This window comes from Mycobacterium aquaticum (genome assembly GCF_002086485.1).
In the GTDB taxonomy this organism is placed as follows: domain Bacteria; phylum Actinomycetota; class Actinomycetes; order Mycobacteriales; family Mycobacteriaceae; genus Mycobacterium; species Mycobacterium aquaticum.
Map to the genome: position 1 here is coordinate 94,142 of NZ_MVHF01000010.1, position 19,914 is coordinate 114,055.

Consider the following 19,914-nt stretch of genomic DNA (forward strand, 5'->3'; position numbering starts at 1 on the left):
CGGCATCCTTGGCAGGTGACGGTCGACGCGATTCTCGAATCCATCCCACCGCTGGCGGTGTACCTGGTCATCGGCTTGGTCATCGGCCTGGAGAGCCTGGGCATCCCGTTGCCGGGCGAAATCGCATTGGTGAGCGCGGCGCTGCTGGCCTCCCGACACAATCTCGACATCAGCCCGGTGTGGGTGGGGGCGGCCGCCACAATTGGGGCCATCGTCGGCGACTCCATCGGGTACTCGATCGGCCGCCGCTACGGCATGGGGCTGTTCGAGCGGCTTGGCAAACGGTTCCCGAAACATTTCGGACCCGGCCATGTCGCACTGGCCAAGAAACTCTTCGCCCGGTGGGGTGCGTGGGCGGTGTTCTTCGGACGCTTCATCGCGCTGCTGCGGATTCTGGCCGGCCCATTGGCCGGCGCACTGCGCATGCGCTACGGCCACTTCCTGGCCGCGAACGCATCCGGCGCCATCTGCTGGGCAGGCGGCACCACCGCGGTGGTCTACTACCTCGGCCTGGCTGCCGAGAAATGGCTGGCGCGATTCTCCTGGGTGGCACTGGTTGTCGCGATCGTCGCCGGTATCGGGTTGACGCTGCTGCTCAAGGAGCGCACTCGAAACCTCATCGCCGAGCTCGAGGACGAACACGACTGGGAAACCCTGCGCCGGCACGACTGAATCTAGGCCGCTGTTTCATGATCGGCGCGTCAGTCTCGAGTCATGCCCCGACCGTCGCAGCCCAATGCGGCGAAGCTGTTGCCGGCCAGTCGATTTCGCACTCACGGCTCGCGCCCACCGGGTCTGGTACGGCTCGACCGGGTATCAGGCAGCCGACCAATTGCCATGATGTGCCTCCGCGACACGCACGCGCAGTGGCTGATGAACAGCGGCTGTGGAGGAAGAATGAGACGGGCCGTGAGCGCATCGACGCCTCGCCTCGATCACATGAAAGCATGAAAAGGAGTGCCGTTATGGCAGCGAAAGAGACCTTTACGGGCGCGGGGACAGCGAAGCCCGCCGCCCGTCGCGCACCTTCGAAGAGGACTGTGGCGCAGGAGAACAAGCCGGCGAGGACGAAGAAGCCGCCCGCCGGCAGGGCGACGGCGAAGGCCAAATTGCCAAGCTTGACCCACGAGATGATTGCCGAACGCGCGTACCACATCTCACGTTCGGAAGTACGTGGGACAGATGAGGAGAATTGGTACCGGGCAGAGGCGGAGCTGCGACAGGGCTCGTAGCCGGTCACCGTAGTACGCCCGGGTATCGGAAACCCTTGCGCAACATGGGATCGGCGGTATAGCGGCTCGACGTTTGATGTGACGCGCGCCGGGCAATCCCCAGCCATGAGCAGTCATCCCACGTTCGGCGTGGAAGAGGAGTTTCTCCTCGTGGATGGGCGACACGGCTACCCTGCTGCCCGCAATAAAGCAGTCGCTCACTATGCGGCCAAACATGGTGTCGAGTTGCAGCTCGAACTCACCAGCTGTCAGGTCGAGACCACGACCGACGTGGTCAATAGCAGCGCTGAGTTGCGTGCCGAGCTCAGCCGGCTGCGGCGCATTGCAGCCGAGGCGGCGGAGGCTCATCACACGCGGCTGTTGGCCGTCGCGCTGCCACCGACGGTGCCGCACGCGTTCCCGGTCACCAGCACCCCGCGCTACCGCCGGATTGCCGATCGGTTCGGCATCATCGCTCACGAGCAGGGCATCTGCGGCTGCCATGTGCACGTCGCGGTGCCCAGCCGCGCGGCCGCCATCGACGTCAGTAACCGAATCCGACCCATGCTGCACCTATTGCTGGCCCTGGCCGCGAACTCGGCGATCTACCGCAACACCGACACCGGGTACGCGAGTTTCCGCAGCATGCTGTGGGCCCGCTGGCCGAGCTCTGGACCGCCGCCATACTTCGAGTCGGTCGAGCAGTACGACGCCGCGGTCCATGCTCTGCTCGAGTCGGGCGCCGCGCTCGACTACGGCATGGTCTATTGGGATGTGCGGCCGTCGGCCCGGTTTCCAACCATCGAGGTGCGGGTGGCCGACGTGCCCGCCACGGTGGCCGAGACCGTGTTGCTGGCTACGCTCATCCGGGCCTGTGTGATGACGGCGCTGCAGGCCCGGGATGATGGGGATCGTGCCCTGCGGCCCACGGATTGGGCCTTACGCGCCGCTCACTGGAGAGCGGCGCACGATGGGCTCGGCGGCCAGGCGATCGATCTGATGGCCGGTTATTCATTGGCATCGACGCGGCTGCTGGTAGCGGGGCTGATCGAACATGTGCGGCCGGCTCTCGAAGAGCTGGGTGACTACGACATGGTTCGCGACGAGTTGGCGCGAATCGCGCAGGTGGGCAATGGTGCGATGCGGCAGCGCCGCGTGTGGCGCCGTCGGGAACAGGTCGACGACGTCATAGCCGAATTGGCATCAGCGACAACAACGTTCGAATGAGCAGCCGACGCCCTCACGGGGAGTCGGTGAAGCAATACGAGTCGCTCGACGCGTCGCCGCCTTGGAGCCGGGTCTGGTGGATCCTGTGGCCGCGGAATTCGTCGCCGTGCGGAAAGAACGCGGTATCGGCGACCAGACCGCCGGTAGAGACGTCGGCGTCGAGTTTGGCCATCCACGCCCCGACGCCCTCGGGGTAGAAGATGCCATCCCAGGCTCCGTAGAGCGAGTTCGTGACATAGACCCGACGGCCGTCGCGGCTGATCTCCACCATCTGCGGTCCGCCGCTGAGCCGCAGATCCGGTGCGGCCGGGTGCGGCTCGTGCCGCACCACCCCGCCGAGCCGTACCGATGCCGTCTCCCTGGGATGGAACGGGTCGCTGACGTCGTACTGCTTGAGTTCACCTGTGCCAAAGCAAGATACGTACAGCCAGTGATCATCGACCGACAGATCGATATCGCTGACGAGCGGCGGCGCCGCACCGAACGGTTTCAGCGCCGGCGGTAGGTCGTCGGGATCGGCGGGTTCAGCGGGGATGGTGATCACCTTGTCGACCGACCACCGATCACCGTCCTGGTGCCACAGCCACACCGAGGCCGACAGATCCTCCACGCTGATCACCACTCCGACGAAGCCGAACGCCTTGGACGGGTCGTGGGCCGGACGCAGCTCGAGCACCATCTGGTGCTCGTCACCGAGGTCGACGCGCTGAGTCAGTTTCCGCTCGGACATGCTCCAGAAGTTCACGTGGTGCCCGAATTTGCGGCCGAGCAGGTCTTCGGGGTTGAGCCCGTTCTCGATGATCGATATCGGCCCCCACTCAGACGTCACCAGCGTGTCGTACTGCAGGTGCCACCAGACGTCGTACGCCAGCGACTGCGATCCGCGGTCCAGTTCCCACTGCCCGATCACCTCGAAGGTGTCGTGGTCGATCAGCGCGATGCCGCCGGGACCGTCGTCGCCGTTCGCTCCACCCAACGCCGACATGAAAATACCGCCCGGGCCACAGTGCACCGTGTGCGGGCGCGAGTATCCGGCTTTGGCTGCCAGCTCACTGGCCTCGATCGTCCGCGTCACCACCGGCCGGCGGGGATCCGGCTTGGTGTCGAGGACATAGGTGGTCGACGAGCGAATCCCGGGGACGAGCAGATAGCGCCGCTCGAGCGACGCCTCGTGATCGCCGGCATGGTGATCACCATGCCCGTCGTGGCACAGGGCACTCGAGCATGCGTTCCACCCGAAGTGGTGCAGCTCGTTGCCCGCCGTCGGCAACTCCGCCCAGCCGACCACGCCGCCGTACGTCGACGATTGTGGATCGCAATCCACCACCGCTAGCGCGTCCTTCGCCTGACCTGCCGGGTCGAATGCGACAACATACGCCAACTGCTCGGGCGCAGCCGCCACCGCGACGCCGGGACTGCGGTAAAAGGTGGGATCTGTCGTAGCCATGATTCCTCCTCGGGAGGGTGGTGACCCATGCATCCGAGAACACTCGAATGCCTTGTGACAGTCGGGTCTCCGTTGATCATTCGCCGCGAATGCGGGGCTGTCCATCCCCGTGGGTGCGTAGCCCCACGAGGTGTGGGTAGTCCGAGGACATGGGAAAAATGGGATACTTCTTATCTTGTGAACAGTTCGGCCCTGCGCAGCTGATCGATCAAGCCAAACGTGCCGAGGCAGCTGGTTTCGAGGCGCTGTGGATCTCGGATCATTTCCATCCCTGGAACGACGAACAGGGCCGGAGTCCGTTCGTCTGGGGCGTGATCGGCGCACTGTCGCAGGTGACCTCGCTGCCGGTGTCGACTGCCGTGACCTGCCCCACCATCCGCATACACCCGGCGATCATCGCCCAGGCCGCGCCGGCACGAAGGTCAGCTGGGATCGCGACCCCGAGACCGCTCTCAAGGTCGCCCACCGGCTGTGGGCCAACGAGCAGTTGCCGGGACGTTTGGCGCAAACCCTCCCGACCCCACAGGATTTCGCTGACGCGATGACCTTGGTGCCTGCTGAAAAGGTCGCAGACGCCGTGACGTGCGGTGACAATGCCGACGATCACGCTGCACAGGTCCGGCGCTACCTGGATGCCGGCGCCGACGAAGTGTACGTACAGCAGGTCGGTCCCGACATGGACGGCGTCTTTGCCGCCTGGCAGCGCGACGTATTGCCGCAGCTGGTCTAGAGGTGAGCCCGGGCACCGATCGCGGTGTTTAAACCTGGCGAAACCGGCAAACACGTCAGACGACGGGGTTCGTGCGACGAGGGAGGAGAAGGCGGCTATGAGTGGTTTGAGTACCGCTGCCGCGACGACAGGCGCAGTCGCGGTCGTGGTGGCGCTCGGGATGGTCACGCCGGCAACGTCCTCGGCCAATCCCATAGGTAGCGAGCAGCAGCTGGTCGAATCGACCGGGTCGGTGGTCGCCTACACCGTCACGGACCTCCAGCCAACCAACAGCACGACGTTGAATGTGCCGGGAACTACCGGTGTCCCATTGGCGGGCCGGCTTTGGTCCGCCACCACCACCGTTGCTGCCGTCCGCGGGTCGGTTGTCCCGGCGATGCGGTCATTCAACGCGCGCACCGCAGACGGCCAAACCTATCGGGTGCTCGACCAGGCACTGGCACCCGACCTTGATGTGTCGCCGATGAGTGAAGGCCAGCGCACCACCGGGCACATCTATTTCGACGTGACCGGCTCCGCTCCGACGGTCGTGGCCTACAACGATGGGGCACAGGACCGGATGGTCTGGGCGAGCCAGTGATCGTCGTGATCAGCTGGTTGCCGTGCTGGTGAAGAACAGCAGCCGGAAGTTGCCGATCTGAATTTCGTCGCCATCGGTCAGGGTCGCGCAGTCCACCGGTTGTCGGTTGACGTAGGTGCCGTTGAGGCTGTTGGTGTCGATGATCTGGAACTCTCCCTCGTCGCAGTGGAATTCGGCGTGCAGCCGGCTGACGGTGATGTCGTCGAGATAGATGTCGCTGCGGGGATGACGCCCGGCAGTGGTGATGGGCTGATGCAATACGAACCGTAGTCCGATATTGGGGCCGCGTTTGACCACCAGCATGGCGGCGCCGGGTGGCAGCGTGTCGAGATGTTCAAGGGCGGTTGCCGCGACCTCGATGGTCTCGCGGGGTGGGGTGAGGAATCCGGTGGTGTCCTCGATCCGGTATTCGGACGTCGGGTGGTTCTGTGTTGTGCTCACGGGTAGTCCTCTTCGGCCACATGTGCGGTCTCGTTGACCAAGAGTGCCGCTATTCCGATCTGCAGGGTGGTGATTCCTGGTTTACGGTGGGGTACTTGGTTTTTGAGTCCGCAACGGACGGCACGTAACGTCTGCTCTGTACGGAGCCGTCGACATAGATCGACCATGGGCAGGAGCTGCATTCGCTTCTGTCGAGTTCATCGAGAGTAGCGGCGGCGATGATGGTGATCGGAGCCCCGCACGTCGGGCACCGCATCACTCAGCAATACCACTGTCGGTCTGTGGGCACAACGAGTAACACCACCTTCAGCGGTGCACTCTTTGCATGTGATCCTAGTTCGGCCGGTCGCTCACCGGGCGAGATCGTCTGAGCTAGGGGCGGGGAAGTGTGAGGGGTCCGCTGATCGCGCAGCTTCCATGCCGGGCGGCCCACCACGATCTACCGGTTCCTGTTTTCGCAACCCGCGGGCCACTGCGCGACGTAGTCTGGGTCTCCGACTCCCAGGTCGGGTCACGACGAAAGGTGTTCGCACAGTGAAGGTCACAGTTATGGGGGCCAGTGGCCTCGTCGGGAGCCTGCTGGTCGAGCTGTTGACCCGCGAGGGTGAGGACGTGGTCTCAGCGTCCCGGCGGTCCGGTGTCGACGTGCTCAGCGGCCTGGGCCTGCCCAAGGCACTCGCGGGCGCTGACTGCCTGGTCGACGTCACCAACTCGCCGTCGTTCGACGACGAGGAAGTGATGGATTTCTTCGTCAGGTCGACCACCAATCTGGTGGCCGCGGCACGGGCGGCCGGATTGGGCCACTACGTCGCACTGTCGATCGTGGGCGCCGACGAATTACCGGACAGCGGCTACATGCGGGCCAAGGTCGCCCAGGAGCAGATCATCGCGTCGTCGGGGCTGCCGTACACGATCGTGCGTGCGACCCAGTTCCGTGAGTTCGCGGACACGATCGTCGAGTCGCTGGTTGTCGAGACCGACGCGGACGAGGAGGACGAGCACGACGTCCGGGTGCCGGATGCGCTGATCCAACCGATCGCGGCCGACGAGGTGGCGGCCTTCTTGGCCGAGGTCGCGATATCGCCACCGCGCAACCGCGTGATCAACATCGGTGGGCCCGAGAAGATCTCGTTCGCCCGGCTGGCGCGGGAGGTGCTGGCGCTGCACCACGACGATCAGCGGGTGGTGGTCGATCGACAGGCGACCTACTTCGGGACGACGCTGGCCAAGGACAGCTTGGTGACCAGAGAAGGTGCGATGATCGCCTCAATTCCCTTCGGCTGATCCGTCGTTCGCCCCGTGAGAGGATCACCGCCCGCCGGGCCGGCGCGGAGCGATGCCATCGTCGAGCATCTGCTGGAAGTGGTCGGTGATGGTCTGTTCGGCGGCCCGATACGTCAGCCCGAGTTCGTCGCGGCTGCGGCTGTTGTCGAAGGCCAACGGGTAACCGACGTTGGTGTCGACGTACTTTCGCGTCAGCCCGGCAAGGGGCGCGACGAGTTTCACGACGGCCTTGGGCGCGGTGGTCCTCGGGAACGGATAGAACGGACCGTACCCGCGGCGCAGGATCTTGCCGATCTGCAGCAAGGTCAGTGAGTCGGCGTTGACGATGTAGCGGCCGTGGGCCTCGGGGGTGAAGCCGGCGAGCACGTGCGCGTCGGCGACATCGCGGACATCGACCACACCCATGGTCAACGCCGGAGCCCCGGTCAGCAGCGTGCCGTCGATGAACTGCTTCATGGTGCTCAGGCTGGCCGAGTCGCTGGCACTGGTCAGGGAAGGCCCGAGCACCAGGCCCGGATGGATGGTGACCATGTCCCATCGGTCCTGCGCCTTCTGGTACCGCCAGGCCTCCTGCTCGGCCACCGTCTTGGAATACGAATACGGTTGGTGGTCAACGCTACTGGTGGTGTTCCAGTGCTCGTCGGTGAAGACGCCGCCGGGGACGTCCCGTGATTCGCGGGCATCGCCGTAGATCGCGACCACGCTGCTGGTCAGCACCACGCGCTTGACGCTCGGTGTGCGGTTGACAGAGTCCAGCACGTTGCGGGTGCCTTCCAGCGCAGGCCGCACGAGTGCCTCCTGCGGGTCGGTGAACCCCGAGAGGATGAATGGCGATGCGGTGTGCATGACGAGTTCACACCCGACCATGGCCTCGTCGAAGCTGCCGGGGTCGAGGAGGTCTGCCTTGAAGAGCCGGAGGCGGTCCGGGAAGTCGGCGGAGAGCTTGTGCAGATGTTCCAGTCCGGTTGCCTTGTCCGGATTGCGCACCGTGCCGTGCACGGTATGGCCGCCTTCGAGGAGGCGTCGGACGATCCAGCTGCCGATGTAGCCGCTGGCGCCCGTGACGAGCACGGGTGCGGTCGGGTCGATCGTGGTCATGGCTCATCCTTACCTGTCGTCGCGACGGCGTCGAGGCCGGTACGGACATCAGATCAGCTCATTTGGACTACGCCCGAGTCACCGTGGCGCAGTCGATTTCCTCGGTATCGACGGCTTCTTCGCGGCGCGAACGTGGCTTCAGTTCGCTGACGATGACCCCCACGACGATGAACACGGCACCGAGGATCGCGAGTCCGGGTAGGCGGTCTCCGGCGATCCGCCCGAAGATGCCGCCCCAGACGGGCTCGCCCGCGTAGATGATGGTGGCGCGGGTCGGCGAAACCGAGCGCTGAGCCCAGTTCATGGTCGCCTGGATCAAACAACTGGAGACGCCCATCCCGACGGCGGCCCCGAACCACCACCACGAAAACGCCGGAACGGTCTCGCCCGTCACGGGCATGGTGAGGAAAGCGAACGCCCCAGCGGCCAGCAACTGGACGACGGTGATCCTGCCGAGATCGACCTTGCCGGCAAAAACGCTGATGAGGAGGATCTCGGCGGCCATGGCCAACGCACCAAGAAGCGTCGCCAGCTCGCCGGAGCCGAGGCTGACGCCCGCGGCGTTCGGACCGGCCAGCAGAACCAGGCCGATGAAGGCGAGCACCACGCCGACCAGTGCCCCGCGATCAGGGCGGCGACGCATCACCACCCACTGCAGCAGCGGCACCAGCGGCACATAGAGCGCGGTGATGAACGCGGAGACGCTCGAGCTGATGGTCTGCAGGCCATAGGTCTGTAGGCCGTAGCCGAACGCGATGGCCGCACCGATCGCCACACCGGCCCCGATCTCGGCGATGCTGATGCCTCGAAGGGTCTTGTAGAACACGGCGGCGGCGAGCACGCCGGCGATCACAAACCGTAGGCCCACGAAGAACGCCGGCCCGCTGTGGTTCATCGCCTCGTGCACGATCGGGAACGTCGAGCCCCAGATGGCCGTGATACCGATCAGGGCCAGCTCGGGACCCGACGGCAACCGATCGCGGATCGCGGTGTGCAACATTCTGCACACTGTAGAGCCGCGATGGCCGATGCGCAAAATAATGCACATCGGTTAGAGTGGCAGCGATGACTGGTGGTGAGGGGCCCGACGTCTTGGCATCCGTCGGCGCGAACGTGCGGCGACTGCGTGCGGCATCGGGGCTGAGCCAGTCGGAGCTGGCCACCGCCGCTGGCCTCAGCCGGCGAACCATCGTGAACTTGGAGGCAGGCTCAGCAAACGTCAGTCTCTCGTCACTGGATACCATTGCCGACGCCCTCGGGGCGACGTTCGTCGACCTGGTCCTCGCGCCCGCCGCCACCCCTGAGCGCATCGACGCCCTGTTGTGGAGAGGCAACAGCGACGACAGCCGTGCGGTACTTCTCGGCAGTGCGGCGGCGCACCATGAGGGACAACTCTGGGTTTGGAGCCTCGGCGCGGATGACCGGTACGACGCCAACCCTGATCCTGCCGGATGGCACGAGATGGTGTTGGTCATCGCCGGGAGGTTACGGATTGAAAGCGAAAACGGTGATGTGACACTCGAATTGGGTGATCACGCGGTTTACAGCAGCGCGCAGCAGTATGCCTACGTCAACGCCGGGTCCGGGGTGACCAGGTTCGTCCGCGTCGTCTTGTCATGACTGCGGCCATCGACGTGGCTACGTACCGTACAGATGCAGGATGCGCGCAGTCGTGGTGGCGATGTCGCCGCTGAGCTTCACGATCGGCGGGCCGCCCCGCTGGTGGATCACGTTCGCCAAGACGATCACGTAGGTGTCCGATCCGGGGTCTATCCACAGCGACACCCCGGTGAACCCGGTGTGGCCGAAGCTGCCGATCGGGAAGAGCATTCCGCGCGGGCGGGACTGCTCGGTGTCGATATCCCAGCCGAAGCCACGGAGGTCCTGGCCGGCGATCGCCGGATAGTTCGGCGCGAGCAGGGGATCTGTTGTGTTGGGCGTGTTTTCGACCGCTCGTCGGGTTGCGGCGTTGGCGGCTTGCAGCTGCTCGGGGGTGTGTCCGGGTTGCTGTGGCGTCGTCATCGCCTGCAGCGTGGCCCGCTTCAGCGGGAACGGGCTGGGACGTCCGGCGAGCCGGTCGAGTAGGGCCTGCGCATACCTGCCGACATCTTGCACCGTCGAGAACACCCCGGCGCTGCCGCTCACGCCACCCATGCGGCGGGCCGTCGGGTCGTGCACGGTGCCGCGCAGCAGCTGGTCGAAGTCGGGGTTGAGGCCCGGGGTATCCCCGTCGTGGGCGGTCGGTGCGACCCGGGCCAGGAGCGCAGTACTCCAGGTGCCTTCCGGGCATGCCGCTACCGGGTCGGCATTCTTGTCGAAAACGATTGCGGTACCGCGAATCTGGTGCGGTCCGCACGCCTTGTCCGCGGACAGGTAGCGGGTGTCGGCCAGGCCCAGCGGAGCAAAGACGTTGCGCGGCACGTACGTATCCAGTGTTTCGCCGGTGATCTTCTCGACCAGCGTGCCGAGGATGATGAAGTTGATGTCGGAGTAGTGGAAGAGCGTTCCTGGGTCGAACACCACCCATGCGGCGAGTGCACGACGAATGCCCTGGGCCTTGTCTGCGCGGTCCAGTCCCCAAGGCCCGTCCAGGCTCAAGTCTCCCGCGATGCCCGAGGTGTGCGTCAGCAGCATGCGCAGCGTCACCTGCGCGCGTCGCGGGTCATTCGCCGGGTTGAACTCGGGTAGGTACTTCTGGACCGGGTCGTCGATCTGGATGCGGCCCTGTTCGTAGAGCTGCAGGACCGCGACGGTGGTCGCGAGGCTCTTCGTCAACGACGCCAGGTCGAAGATCGTGTCCTCGGTCATCGTCTCGGCCGGTGCGGGTGCCCCGTCGAGGCCGGGTTCGTCCGGTAGCTTGCGTGAGCCGAACGCCTGACGGAATATGACGTTACCGGCGTGCCCGATCTGAACCACGGCGCCGGGCAGTCGGTGTGCCGCAATCGAATCGTCGACCAGCTGGGCGACGGCGCTGAAATCTCCCTCGGGAACGACCGGGGGCGCGGGGGCCGTGGTTGTCGTCGTGATCGGGGCAGAGATTGTCGATGTGGTGGTGGTATCCGCCGGAGGCGGTGACGGCGCCTGCCCACACGACGGCGCCGCGCCGACCGCGAGTAAGAGAACTGCGATCGCGTGGAGCGGTGCGACGCGCGATCTTGACACCGGACCAACGGTAGCCGACGGCGTTCAGCCGTGACGCGGACGGCGTCTGACGGGTCCTGCTTGATCAGGCGTTGCCAGCGCTCGGTATGCCGCCGTCAACCAGGCCGGGCCGTTGCAGAAATCGTGGTCGATCCACCACACCATCAGACCCAGGGTGGCGGAGGTGTAGAACTCGGCTGCCACGTCATTGGGTATGTCAGCATGAGTGGCATTGGGCTGCACGTGCTTTCGCAAGAGATCGCCGATAAGCCTGCGCAGGTAGCGCTGAACCACGGCACCGCCCTGATGCCCGCACAGGGCCCGATACACCCGCTGGTTTCGGTAGGCGTGTTCGTAGAGCAATGCGGCGGGCAGCGTGACGTCGACGGGCCCGGTGGCGTCGATGCCTGCGAGTTCGTGCTCAAGCTGATCGCGCATACCGTCGAAACTCGCCGTCAGCAGCGCCTCCTTGTCCCGGAAATGCCCGTAGAAGGTCGAGCGGCCGACATCGGCCCGGTCGAGGATGTCCTGGATTGTGGTTTTCTCGTAGCCCTTTTCGAGGACGAGTTCCAAGAACGCGTCGTGCAACAGCTTGCGGGTGCGCCTGACGCGCCGGTCGCCGATGGCCGCGCCGGAACCCGTGGTTTTCCGCACAGTTTGGCGTCCGTGTTCGGTACTGGACATCTGGCCTCCACTGGTCGTTGACGGAATACCGGGGGCGTCACTTCAATTGAACACGATGTACGGAAACGTACCCAGTGTTCGGCCCACATCGCCTGGAGGCGTCATGAGCACACTTCCGATCTATGTCTCGGTGATCGTGCTGGCCGGGTTGATCGGCACCACCGCAACGATCTGCGCGATGCTGTGGCATGGCGCGCGTGGCACCGGCCATGGTCCTCGCATCGCCGCCGTGGTTGCTCTCATTGCAGGGGCGTCCTGGGCGATTTGGGTTTTCGCCAGCGCGATTCTCGCGCACGCCGACGTATATCGGTTCGCGCCGAACAAGGCACAGCCGTGGCTTCCCGTGGCGATGTTCTCTGCGCTCGCGGCGGTGCTGCTGGCCACCCGTGTCCCGGTGGTGTCGGGCATCCTGGCCGAACCGCACGCGCTGTGGCGGCTGACGGTACCGCAGTACTTTCGGGTCGAAGGCGTGGTCTTCGTCATGGCGATGGCTCTCGGCACGTTACCGGCGGCGTTCGCGCTACCTGCCGGGCTGGGCGATATCGCCACCGGAATCGGCGCGGTCTACGTGGCGCGCAGCATTCGGCGTGGTGTCGTCGGCCACCGGGCAACGTGGTTCAACATTCTGGGCCTGGCGGACCTGATCGTCGCGACCACGATCGGTGTCGCCGCCGCTCCCGGCATCGCGCATGTGCTGTCGCTGTACCCGACCACCGAGCAGCTCGCGTTGCTGCCGCTGGCCCTGATCCCGACCACCGTGGTACCGCTCGCCGCGGCACTGCACGTGCTGTCGTTGCGCAAGATCGCGGTGCGCAGCGCGCCCACATCCGTCCCGACGCCCTTCGGAGCTTGACATGCCCGAGACCATCACTCACCTCGTCAACCGCTTTGTGATCAATTCGGACACCTCGTTCGACGATCTGCGGAGCAGATTCGAATCATTGGTACCGGCAATGGATTTCGAAGAACTGACCAAGCAGATCCAATCGGGTGACCTGGCGCGGGTACGGCGCTACACTGCCGAGCACGCACCGCACTCGTTCGCCACCTTCTGGACGCTCGACCCGACCCCGATGATGAGGCTGGCGGGACATACGACCCGCGCGATCACCTACATGATGGGCAACAACGTCATCGTCGAAACCATGTATCGCCACCATCCCGGTGTCATGCTGTACGCACCGCTACGCGTCGAGATCTATGAGGACACCGAGGGCGCCGTGCATCTCAGCATCGATCAGCCGTCGAGCAAGTTCGACAGCTTCCGTGACGTGCGCATCGCGCAGGTCGGAGCACAGCTCGACGACAAACTCGCAGCGCTGCTACGGATGCTCGGCCTGCCGGTTCCCGTCGAACTCGTCCACATCTGATTGCCTGACGGAAAGGCCCCGCCATGACGACCACCCGGATCGACGACCAGTACGCGACCGGCCTCTCCCGCAGCAACATCGAGCGGGCCCTGACCGGCGCAGGGTTGGACCTCGGAAAGCTCCAACCCGCGGACCTGGGAATACTCGAGGATTTCCACACCATGGGCCGCATCGCCACCGGCCAATTGATCGATCTCGCCGGGATCACCGGCCATACCGCCGTACTCGATGCGGGCAGCGGGGTAGGAGGCACTGCCCGCTACCTCGCAGACCGGTACGGGTGCGCGGTGACTGCGGTCGACCTGACCGAGGAGTACTGCGATACCGCTCGCTGGCTCAATCATCTTGTGGGACTGGAGGACCGAATCACCGTCCGCACGGCGGACGTCACCGCATTGCCCTTCGCCGACGGCGCGTTTCAGGCCGTGGTGAGCCAGCACGTCCAGATGAACGTCGCCGACAAGGCGGCCTTGTACCGGGAAGCCCGCCGGGTGTTGCAAGACGGGGGAGTCCTGGCGCTGTGGGACATCACGCGTGGCGAGGGCGAGGAGCCGGACTTTCCCTTGCCGTGGGCCGATCAACCCGGCGTCAGCTTCTTGGCTACACCCGACGAATTACGAAGTGCGGTCGCGTCAGCCGGGTTCGCCGTCGAGCAGTGGAACGATCTCACCGATCAGGCCGGCGCCTTGATGCAGATGGTGCTGTCGCAGCCCGTCAGACCGCTCGGGCTGCACACCTTCGTCCCCGACTTCGAGCGCAAGGCCCACAACCTCACCGCCGGGCTTGCCGACGGCAGGCTGCGGGCCGTGCAGGGGCTGGCGCGGGCGGCCAGCTAGTCACCTTGCGGCAGAACCATTTCCGACTGCCAACAGAGCCCGCCCATTGACGGGAGCGGTTCGCGGCGTCGGGGTGGTGCGCTTGGCCTTCATATCGCGCCCGGTCGCGATCGACCACTGGTTGATGATGTCGAGCATGTCGCGCCGGAGTTGGTTCGGCGGACCTGAGGTCGGGTTGGCGTAGAGCGCGCTGACTGCGCTGATCGAGTTGTAGACGCCCTCCTCGATGTGCCGGAACAGCGGTGACATTCGGGGCGCGAGCCGGAAGAAGCTCTCTGACTGCGCGTGCGGTGCGAGTCCGACGCGCTCACCGATCTTCCGTAGCCGTTCCTCGGGGCTGGCGGCGGTGGCTTTGAGGTCGACGACGACGGAGTTGTTCGATTCGAGAGTCAGGTCGAACCAGGAGAGCATGCTGACGATGACGAATTCTTCCCGCGCCAGGTTGCCGAAGCGACGTCGTGTGGTCAGCATGTCCTGCATGTCCCGGGCATGCGTGGCGATGGCGGCGTCGTCTTTGCTGTTGATGCCACTGGTATTTCGGTAGTTCTCCGATGCCGTCCACACCTCGCGAAGGAAATCCTCGAAGGTTCGGATGAGGCCGGTGTTGGCGGCTTGGGCCCGCACATAGCTGTACGGGGCTCCGTTGTTGGCGCCGTGGTTGAGGTCGACACCGAACAGGCGGTAGTAGGCGTTTCGCCGGGTGGCCTCGAGGTCGGGCCGGACCGAACTGGTGATCGCCCCGATGGACCGGGACGGCAGGTCGCGCATGAACAGTGCCTCGGTGGTTCTCAGCCACTGCTGTGTGGTCGGCGACGGTACTTCGAGCCGCTCGCCGTGTAGGAACTCGGTAACCACCCGGAAGAAAATCGGGAGCAGACGCGTGTTCTCGATGAGATACGCGTAAATGAGGTGGTCCCAGCGCGCTCCCGTTCCTGAGTCGTCCGGCGGAGCCGAGCCCCAGGTGGGCAGAGTGCCGTAAATGGTGCCGTTGACGGCGTTCAACCGTTTGTGAAGCCCGGATTCGAAGCCGGGCGCCTGGCCGTAGAGCAGAGCCGGCGGCAACCGGAAGCCCGGCAGCGATTGACTTCCGTACGCCCATGATTCCTCGAGAAAGCGGAGGATCTCCTCTGGGTGCAGAGCGAAGACATCGTTGGCCGCCTTGGTGGCCTGCTCAATGACATCCGTTGTGCCACTGGCACGTTCCAGGTCGGCAAACCAACTGGCCAGTTCGAGCATCATCGGACTGCTCCTCTTGTGGTGGGAATGTGCACATCGGACGTGGTGGTGAAGTACTCGTCAGCGGTAGTGCGAACGGTGACGGGTCCGGTCGTCGCGCCGTCCGGTATCACTGCCTGGTACCACTGACGCCCGCTGGTTGAGCCGGCGCACCGGACTGTCAAGGGCGTGGGTACCACATTGATCACACCGCCGTCGACGCCGGTGCTGAAAGCGACATCGTCTGCGGCAGCCGCGAACTGGAGCACGAAAACAGCCACCAGTTGCATCTCGCACTCGTAGACGTGCAACGAGACCAGCCGCCCGGGGCCGATCACATCGTCGTCATCGGGACCTGCGAGCTGTTGTCGCAGTGCCGCATAACTGTTGACGATCTGCCGTTCCTCGGCGGTGTAGTCGGCGCCGGGCGGGACGAACCGGGTGTCGAGGGCATCTATCAGCTGATCCAGTAGCGTCTGGTTGCCCGCTCTCAGCTGGTTTCCGAATTCCTTGAACACAGCCGAGAGGACCTCGATGTCGGAGCCGGTCTGGTGGCCGTTACCGGCAGAAGGTTGTCCGCCGCTGGCGCCGCGTGCGGACTCTGACGTTGTTGTTGGCATGGCTCTCAATCCCTTTCACGCTACTTGTGCCGCGTCGGTGAGGGTTCCCAGCCGGCGCATCCAGATCTCGAAATCGCGCGCCGTCGCGGCGGCACTCTCCGGTTTGGCTGCCACGTTGTAGGACGCGAGCGCCAATAGACGCAGTCCCTCGGACTGCAGGTAGTGACTCGATACGGTCAGCGCGGTTCCGGCTGTGCGCTCAAGGTCCGCCAGTGCGGCCGGTGATACCCGGCCCGGGTCGACGACATCGCACAGTGCCTTACCGGCGAAGGCCCGCATCGGTGTTCGCAGGCCGATCTCGACGATCCGCGGAAGCGACTCGATGCTGCGTTCGATCAACGCCGAACCGCGGCAGGTGCCGCCGAGAGCGGGTAGGCGACCTGCCAAGCCTGTGCGAGGGTGTCCCAGGGGCCCGTGCCATAGAAGCGCTTGCACATCTCGACACCCACCAGCACCCGCAGGTAGGCGATCGGATGCGGATCACCGAGCGGCAACGCAAACACCCGCTGGACGTCGTTGACCACGTCGTGCAGCGCAGCCACCGCACCGAACCCGCTGTGCGCGAACGCAAGGAGGTCTGGTCCGAGTTCAGTCGCCCAGCCTGACCACATCTCGGCCACTATCGGATCGGCGATGCCCCGCCGCAGAGCGGCGGTCAGCTCGTCGTTCCATCCGGTCAGGTGTGCCACCTGGTGGCCTGCTTCGTGCAGCATCGACGTCGGTCGCATCATGTTGAACCGCGTGAGTTTGATCGCCGCGGCCGGCGACGGTGATCCGCCTTCCCATGCCCGCCAGCCCGCCCGCAGAATCGACGCACCCAGCCCGTTGTCGAGATATACGAGAACAGGCGGTGTTTCGAGGCGCAGCGGGCGCAATGCGGCCCTCATGCTTTCCGCGGCGAGAAAGTCGAAGGCGCGCAGGAGTTCTCCGAGTGCGGTGCTCGTCCTGGAGCGGACGGCGTTGCCGTAGAAGCTCAGTACCGTCTCGAGTTGCAGAAAGCGACGACGGAAGCGGGTGACTCGGCCGTGGCAGCGACGCAGGTCGTCCACTGCGGAAGCTGCGCGCAGATCGGTTTGGAGGGCGTCTAGTTCGAGCTGGGTGGCCCCGATGAGACTGGTCAGATGGCGGCGCAGCGCGATGCCGACGTACCGTTCCAGGGACTGCCAAGCACTGGTAGCGGCGAAGTTCTCCAGGTCGCTGAGGCCGACCATCGCCGTCTGCCAGTGTGCGATCTCGCCTCTGAGTTCAAAGACGATGGACTCCTGCTGGCTGATCATGACTGGAAGCCCGCTACCGAACGCACGGTGACTTCGGGGGAACCGAGGATCGCTCGAGCCACCGCCGTGAGAGAGCCCAGACCCTTGCCACGCAGCGCATCATCGAGCAGTTTCATCGCGCCCGCGTGGCGGATGGCGACGACGATGGTGACGCCTTGGGCCGGCTTGTCGGCCGCGGTGAGGAACTCTTGCCTGCGGCGCTGAAGAAATTCGGAGACCGCGGTACCGACCCACTCGATGACCTTGTCCGCGAGCTTCTCGAGGATCTTCGCCCCGATCGCACTGAGCGCACCACCGACGAACTGTTCCTCCGACGCCACTTCGTGGATGATCTTGACGTGGCGGGAGGCATTTCCGGAAAGAACGCTCTTGACCCCTGCCACGTACACGCGCCTGAGCAGAATCAGTGCGGGCGTCACCGATTCGCCGCGGCGGATCGAGGCAGCCACTGCCTGCGCGTCGCTTTCATCGAGGTGAATGCACAGGCGCGCAGTCGATGTCGGGAAGTCGAGCGTGATGTTGACCTGGCTGGAGTGACCACGCCGCTGTACCGGCTGCGATGCGTTCGGGCTTGTCGGGTGTGCCGTGGTGTGTGCCCGCTGGGGTACGAGCACGACGAACCGCTGTCGGACTGCGATGCGGCGGTGCGAATGCAGATAGTGGTTGGGCACATCGCGTCCGAGGCCGGGCTCGCCGAAGAGTGCGGTCGCATTGTGCCGGGTCAGCGGGATGAACAGGCGCCAACCCCGCGGATGGGTCGGGCCCAGGCCGGGCACGTGAGTCTCGAGGCGCGCGATCGTGGAGAGTTTTGTCCCGACCATCGCCTCGAACAGATAGGCCTTGCACGTGACGGGCCCGGTGACGCCGTAACGCGATTTCAGGAAGGTTCCCAGGTGGATTCCACCGAAGCCGGTCACCGACTTGGCCAGTTGGTGTGTCACCGTCACATCGAGCGGCCGGGAGTAGAAGCGGTAGCGCTTACGCCCGTTGCGCGGACGCAGTATCCACGTTCCGCGATGGCGCACACGCGTGGAGACCTCTTGGTACTGCTCACGGATCACGTTGGTGGGAAATGATTCTGACGCCGCTTCTGCGAATGCTTCCTGCACCACCGCTTCCAGCAGGCGTTGGTCCTCGAACGTCTCGGATTCGAGTTCGGCGAGCCGCTGCACAGTGCCTTCCACCGCCGATGCGACGGCTTCAGCGGCCAATTGGGTTTGGTTGCCGGGAACTTCGAGGCCGATCATGCTCATGCCTGTCGAGACGATGGCCTGTGACAGTTGGGTTGCGATCGTGGGCCCGATGTAGGGGCGCACCAGCGCGGCAAGGTATTTGGCCAGGAACCCGACGACCCGGTCGCGCCCGATGATCGAGATACCGATGCGCAGCGCCGCGATGATGGCCGGAATGAAGTTCTCCATGGCCGCGTTTATGGAAGCCTCGTTGGTGGCCTGGGAGATCTCGTTGATGAACCGCTCACGGGCGGCGTCGAGCTCGGCCAGCCGGTGGTCGGTTTCGGACTCCGAGGTGACGGACTCGCCCGGCATCCAGGCTTCGGAGCTCTCGCCGGACTCGGCGAAGAGTTCACCGACCAGCCTGGCGTCGATTTCGTGCTGGATGGAGTCGACGTCGGTGTGTGCGAGCGCTTGAAGTTCGTTGCCTGCGGCTTCCGTCTGTTCTGCGGAACCGCCGAAGTAGCTCTCGAATTCGCCGGCGGTCTCGCCGACCCCGAACAGTTTGGCCGCGACTTTCCGGGCGGCAGGGCGCAGTGATACGGGTAGCCGGCTCAGCGCGAGATCGAGTACTCGCTTCAGCAGGGGCCGGACGACCTTCTTCAGGCCTTTGAGAATGAAGCCGAGCGGAATGACCTTACCGACTGCGGCGATTCCCTTCTTGGCCAGTCTGATTGCTCCGCCGGCGACCGCCTTTGCCTTCTTCCAGAGTCCCCCGAGGAAGTTCTCGACACCCGGTGTGAGGTGTTCGAAGCTGGGCTGGATGGTCTCGAAGAGTCGATCCAGCTCTTGCTCGGTGATCTGTGAGATGTCGTGTTGGGCATACTGTTCGGCGTACCGCTCCAGAAACGACTCTGCTTCGCGCGCTACGGGTGTCATGTAGTTCTCGAGGTAGCGTTCGGCCTCGTTCGCGGACGCTTCGCCGATCTGTTCGGACATGCTCGACGACGCTTCGGCCGCGAGCTCGTAGAGGGCCTCGGAGAACTCGCTCTCGTACAGGCTCGAGACCACTTCGTCGTACGCTTCCCGGTGGATGTCCGACCCCTCGGATACGACCTCGTCGTAGGCCGAGCGGAACGGGCTTTCCAATTCGGTGAAGAACTCGAAACCATTTGCGCTGCTGGGTGATTCCAGATTCTCCGACTCTGCCGGGAATGCTTCTCCCTGCTCGGCGAAGTCGAACGTTTCGGTGAACGGGGAGAGGGGAGCGTAGGACTCGCTCTCCATGGATGAGGTAGTCACGGGTGGTCTCCTCCCACGGCGGATCTGATCTGGGTGCCAAGGTAGCGAGGGGCCTGACCGGTGTGAATGCGTAGTCGACTACTCCAATTTCCAACACCCGCAGGCGGTCTCGCGCAAGTCGTCGCGAATGAAAACACTTGGGCCGGCACCGGCGGCAGAGCCAGTTACGGCGTAATGCGTTGCTGCTGCCTTCCTTGTCAAATAGTTGGGAGCGCCAGGTCCGCCGGACCCGACGTCGTCCTGGCGAAGATGTCCTCGATGTCGTGGTCATTGTCGGTC

At 64.8% G+C, this 19,914-nt stretch carries 19 protein-coding genes and 1 pseudogene; 9 read left to right on the plus strand and 11 right to left on the minus strand.

Annotated elements, in window-relative coordinates:
* Positions 1 to 15 precede the first annotated feature (15 nt).
* Both BST13_RS12970 and BST13_RS12980 read left to right on the plus strand, forming a co-directional pair.
* Positions 16 to 672, plus strand: coding sequence for a DedA family protein (locus BST13_RS12970; protein ID WP_083164505.1), 657 nt, complete (start codon positions 16 to 18; stop codon positions 670 to 672).
* Between the two features lie 665 nt (positions 673 to 1,337).
* Positions 1,338 to 2,438, plus strand: a complete 1,101-nt coding sequence (locus tag BST13_RS12980; protein WP_083164409.1) for a glutamate--cysteine ligase — start codon at positions 1,338 to 1,340, stop codon at positions 2,436 to 2,438.
* Between the two features lie 13 nt (positions 2,439 to 2,451).
* Here BST13_RS12980 and BST13_RS12985 read toward each other — a convergent pair whose 3' ends face one another.
* The gene (locus tag BST13_RS12985; protein ID WP_083164411.1) at positions 2,452 to 3,885 is read right to left on the minus strand and encodes a selenium-binding protein SBP56-related protein; all 1,434 of its coding nucleotides are present in this window, start codon (positions 3,883 to 3,885) and stop codon (positions 2,452 to 2,454) included.
* 149 nt (positions 3,886 to 4,034) lie between these two features.
* Between BST13_RS12985 and BST13_RS12990 the strand changes: the two are divergent.
* Positions 4,035 to 4,615, plus strand: a pseudogene (locus BST13_RS12990) (LLM class flavin-dependent oxidoreductase).
* A gap of 97 nt (positions 4,616 to 4,712) precedes the next feature.
* On the plus strand, positions 4,713 to 5,195 hold the full coding sequence (locus BST13_RS12995; RefSeq protein WP_158087149.1) for a DUF1942 domain-containing protein: 483 nt from the start codon (positions 4,713 to 4,715) through the stop codon (positions 5,193 to 5,195).
* Between the two features lie 9 nt (positions 5,196 to 5,204).
* Here the strand turns inward: BST13_RS12995 and BST13_RS13000 are convergent, their stop codons facing one another.
* Positions 5,205 to 5,636, minus strand: coding sequence for an FHA domain-containing protein (locus tag BST13_RS13000; RefSeq protein WP_170064283.1), 432 nt, complete (start codon positions 5,634 to 5,636; stop codon positions 5,205 to 5,207).
* 534 nt (positions 5,637 to 6,170) lie between these two features.
* Between BST13_RS13000 and BST13_RS13005 the strand changes: the two genes are divergently transcribed.
* Positions 6,171 to 6,920: an SDR family oxidoreductase gene (locus tag BST13_RS13005; protein WP_083164415.1), complete on the plus strand. Its 750-nt coding sequence runs from the start codon at positions 6,171 to 6,173 to the stop codon at positions 6,918 to 6,920.
* 24 nt (positions 6,921 to 6,944) lie between these two features.
* Here BST13_RS13005 and BST13_RS13010 read toward each other — a convergent pair whose 3' ends face one another.
* Positions 6,945 to 8,018, minus strand: a complete 1,074-nt coding sequence (locus BST13_RS13010) for an SDR family oxidoreductase (RefSeq protein ID WP_211296077.1) — start codon at positions 8,016 to 8,018, stop codon at positions 6,945 to 6,947.
* A 67-nt stretch (positions 8,019 to 8,085) separates the two neighbouring features.
* Positions 8,086 to 9,018, minus strand: coding sequence for a DMT family transporter (locus BST13_RS13015; protein ID WP_083164417.1), 933 nt, complete (start codon positions 9,016 to 9,018; stop codon positions 8,086 to 8,088).
* 65 nt (positions 9,019 to 9,083) lie between these two features.
* Here BST13_RS13015 and BST13_RS13020 point away from each other — a divergent pair, with 65 nt between their 5' ends.
* Entirely contained in the window at positions 9,084 to 9,638 is a 555-nt protein-coding gene (locus tag BST13_RS13020; RefSeq protein ID WP_083164419.1) for a helix-turn-helix domain-containing protein, read from the plus strand.
* 18 nt (positions 9,639 to 9,656) lie between these two features.
* On the opposite strand, the gene BST13_RS13025 is transcribed toward BST13_RS13020, so the two are convergent.
* Positions 9,657 to 11,180 carry a serine hydrolase domain-containing protein gene (locus BST13_RS13025; protein ID WP_170064284.1) on the minus strand — a complete coding sequence of 508 codons (1,524 nt, stop codon included), beginning with the start codon at positions 11,178 to 11,180 and terminating at the stop codon, positions 9,657 to 9,659.
* Positions 11,181 to 11,204: 24 nt separating this feature from the next.
* Positions 11,205 to 11,843: a TetR/AcrR family transcriptional regulator gene (locus tag BST13_RS13030; protein WP_083164421.1), complete on the minus strand. Its 639-nt coding sequence runs from the start codon at positions 11,841 to 11,843 to the stop codon at positions 11,205 to 11,207.
* A gap of 103 nt (positions 11,844 to 11,946) precedes the next feature.
* Here BST13_RS13030 and BST13_RS13035 point away from each other — a divergent pair, with 103 nt between their 5' ends.
* The 3 genes from BST13_RS13035 to BST13_RS13045 are packed head-to-tail and all read left to right on the plus strand — an operon-like array spanning position 11,947 to position 14,049.
* The gene (locus BST13_RS13035; protein WP_083164423.1) at positions 11,947 to 12,696 is read left to right on the plus strand and encodes a hypothetical protein; all 750 of its coding nucleotides are present in this window, start codon (positions 11,947 to 11,949) and stop codon (positions 12,694 to 12,696) included.
* A 1-nt stretch (position 12,697) separates the two neighbouring features.
* A complete protein-coding gene (locus BST13_RS13040; RefSeq protein WP_083164424.1) occupies positions 12,698 to 13,213 on the plus strand; it encodes a DUF302 domain-containing protein in 516 nt (171 codons plus the stop codon).
* A gap of 23 nt (positions 13,214 to 13,236) precedes the next feature.
* Positions 13,237 to 14,049, plus strand: a complete 813-nt coding sequence (locus BST13_RS13045) for a class I SAM-dependent methyltransferase (RefSeq protein ID WP_083164426.1) — start codon at positions 13,237 to 13,239, stop codon at positions 14,047 to 14,049.
* Here BST13_RS13045 and BST13_RS13050 read toward each other — a convergent pair whose 3' ends face one another.
* From BST13_RS13050 to BST13_RS13070, 5 genes are read right to left on the minus strand one after another with little or no spacing between them, the layout of a single operon-like run.
* Positions 14,050 to 15,288 (minus strand): hypothetical protein, encoded by a 1,239-nt coding sequence (locus BST13_RS13050; protein ID WP_083164428.1) that lies wholly within the window; start codon positions 15,286 to 15,288, stop codon positions 14,050 to 14,052. It lies immediately after the preceding gene.
* Positions 15,285 to 15,884 (minus strand): hypothetical protein, encoded by a 600-nt coding sequence (locus BST13_RS13055; protein WP_083164430.1) that lies wholly within the window; start codon positions 15,882 to 15,884, stop codon positions 15,285 to 15,287. Before BST13_RS13055 ends, BST13_RS13050 begins: the two co-directional genes overlap by 4 nt.
* 15 nt (positions 15,885 to 15,899) lie before the next feature.
* Positions 15,900 to 16,223, minus strand: a complete 324-nt coding sequence (locus BST13_RS13060) for a hypothetical protein (RefSeq protein ID WP_083164432.1) — start codon at positions 16,221 to 16,223, stop codon at positions 15,900 to 15,902.
* Positions 16,220 to 17,161, minus strand: a complete 942-nt coding sequence (locus BST13_RS13065; protein WP_083164434.1) for a hypothetical protein — start codon at positions 17,159 to 17,161, stop codon at positions 16,220 to 16,222. Before BST13_RS13065 ends, BST13_RS13060 begins: the two co-directional genes overlap by 4 nt.
* A complete protein-coding gene (locus BST13_RS13070; protein WP_142282787.1) occupies positions 17,158 to 19,635 on the minus strand; it encodes a hypothetical protein in 2,478 nt (825 codons plus the stop codon). Before BST13_RS13070 ends, BST13_RS13065 begins: the two co-directional genes overlap by 4 nt.
* Positions 19,636 to 19,914 lie beyond the last annotated feature (279 nt).

Coding starts and splice junctions, on each gene's coding strand:
- BST13_RS13035 (WP_083164423.1), top strand. CDS start 11,947: ATGAGCACACTTCCGATCTATGTCTCGGTGATCGTGCTGGCCGGGTTG.
- BST13_RS13030 (WP_083164421.1), bottom strand. CDS start 11,843: ATGTCCAGTACCGAACACGGACGCCAAACTGTGCGGAAAACCACGGGT.
- BST13_RS13045 (WP_083164426.1), top strand. CDS start 13,237: ATGACGACCACCCGGATCGACGACCAGTACGCGACCGGCCTCTCCCGC.
- BST13_RS12985 (WP_083164411.1), bottom strand. CDS start 3,885: ATGGCTACGACAGATCCCACCTTTTACCGCAGTCCCGGCGTCGCGGTG.
- BST13_RS13050 (WP_083164428.1), bottom strand. CDS start 15,288: ATGATGCTCGAACTGGCCAGTTGGTTTGCCGACCTGGAACGTGCCAGT.
- BST13_RS12980 (WP_083164409.1), top strand. CDS start 1,338: ATGAGCAGTCATCCCACGTTCGGCGTGGAAGAGGAGTTTCTCCTCGTG.
- BST13_RS13065 (WP_083164434.1), bottom strand. CDS start 17,161: ATGATCAGCCAGCAGGAGTCCATCGTCTTTGAACTCAGAGGCGAGATC.
- BST13_RS12995 (WP_158087149.1), top strand. CDS start 4,713: ATGAGTGGTTTGAGTACCGCTGCCGCGACGACAGGCGCAGTCGCGGTC.
- BST13_RS13055 (WP_083164430.1), bottom strand. CDS start 15,884: ATGCCAACAACAACGTCAGAGTCCGCACGCGGCGCCAGCGGCGGACAA.
- BST13_RS13010 (WP_211296077.1), bottom strand. CDS start 8,018: ATGACCACGATCGACCCGACCGCACCCGTGCTCGTCACGGGCGCCAGC.
- BST13_RS13015 (WP_083164417.1), bottom strand. CDS start 9,018: ATGTTGCACACCGCGATCCGCGATCGGTTGCCGTCGGGTCCCGAGCTG.
- BST13_RS13020 (WP_083164419.1), top strand. CDS start 9,084: ATGACTGGTGGTGAGGGGCCCGACGTCTTGGCATCCGTCGGCGCGAAC.
- BST13_RS13040 (WP_083164424.1), top strand. CDS start 12,698: ATGCCCGAGACCATCACTCACCTCGTCAACCGCTTTGTGATCAATTCG.